The sequence below is a fragment of the Kitasatospora sp. NPDC015121 genome (assembly GCF_055562955.1).
Map to the genome: position 1 here is coordinate 1 of NZ_JBVHEH010000114.1, position 1,075 is coordinate 1,075.

At 56.7% G+C, this 1,075-nt stretch carries 2 protein-coding genes; one reads left to right on the top strand and one right to left on the bottom strand.

Annotated elements, in window-relative coordinates; genetic code table 11:
- Nucleotides 1–50: 50 nt before the first annotated feature.
- Entirely contained in the window at nucleotides 51–242 is a 192-nt protein-coding gene (locus ACZ3J7_RS41095) for a hypothetical protein (protein WP_366055730.1), read from the bottom strand.
- 293 nt (nucleotides 243–535) lie between these two features.
- Between ACZ3J7_RS41095 and ACZ3J7_RS41100 the strand changes: the two genes are divergently transcribed.
- On the top strand, nucleotides 536–958 hold the full coding sequence (locus ACZ3J7_RS41100; protein ID WP_166814103.1) for a serine hydrolase: 423 nt from the start codon (nucleotides 536–538) through the stop codon (nucleotides 956–958).
- Nucleotides 959–1,075 lie beyond the last annotated feature (117 nt).

The following is a 1,075-nucleotide window of genomic DNA, read 5'->3' on the forward strand; positions in this document are numbered from 1 at the left end:
CTCAATGCGTTTGCGATCACCTTCGAAGGACGCATCACCCTGAACGGTAACTAACCGACATCAAGGTCGGATCCACCGTTAATCGGACACTCCCGCTGCGGCACAGGATCGAGCGGCAGTGCGAGTAGTGGAAGTGACAGTGGTAGCGCCGGTGCGTTCGGCAGCGAGTCCGCAAGCACATCCGGGTCGAGTGATTTCTTCAGTTTCTTCTGTGGGATCACCGGATCGTCGAGTGGCTCCACCAGCTACGGAAGCTGAACGCCCTCGGGGGATGCACGGGTTAGCGACGTCCCGGGTCAGCCGGACACAAACATCCCCAACGGACTGACAGCCAGTGCCATACACAGCGGTATGAAACAGAGAATGGGCTGGTTGAACCCTGCACTCGATATCGCCGGACACTTCCTGCACCCCTTGGATATTGACCGATAAGACCCACTTTTCCAATCGGGTCGCCGTCGGACCAGTCGGGGCTTCCTGCCCTGCCGATCCACATTTTCACCAACCTGTATTTCTATAGCCAAGAGAGGCGAGAATGACGATGTTTCGCGGTGTTACGCGTCGGACGCTATTGGGCGCAGCGGTGCTGGTACCGCTTGCCGGTTGTTCAGCGAAGAATCCTTCGACGACAAGTTCTCAAACGTCAACGGCAAGCGAAGAGGATCGAGCCCACCTCCTGGCTGATCTCGAAGACAAATACGATGCCCGCTTGGGTGTATATGCGGCCAATCCGAGAACGGGAGGGATGGTCGAGTATCGAGCTGACGAGCGTTTCGCGTTCTGTTCCACATTCAAAACCCTTGCTGTCGCAGCGGTATTGAGCCAGAATCCGCTGGAATATTTGGATGCCGTCGTTTATTACACGGCGGATGATCTTCAGTCTTATGCGCCCATCACGAAGCAGCACCTGGACACCGGGATGGCTGTCGGTCAATTATGCGAAGCTGCTCGTCGATGACGTTCTCGTCGAATTGTATGTCTAGACGGTATGAGGGTCGGCCCGTTTCGGGCCGGGGACTCGCTTGCAAGTTGCCGTGGGTTGCCGAGTAGGCGAAGCCTGGATCGGTAGTGCCTA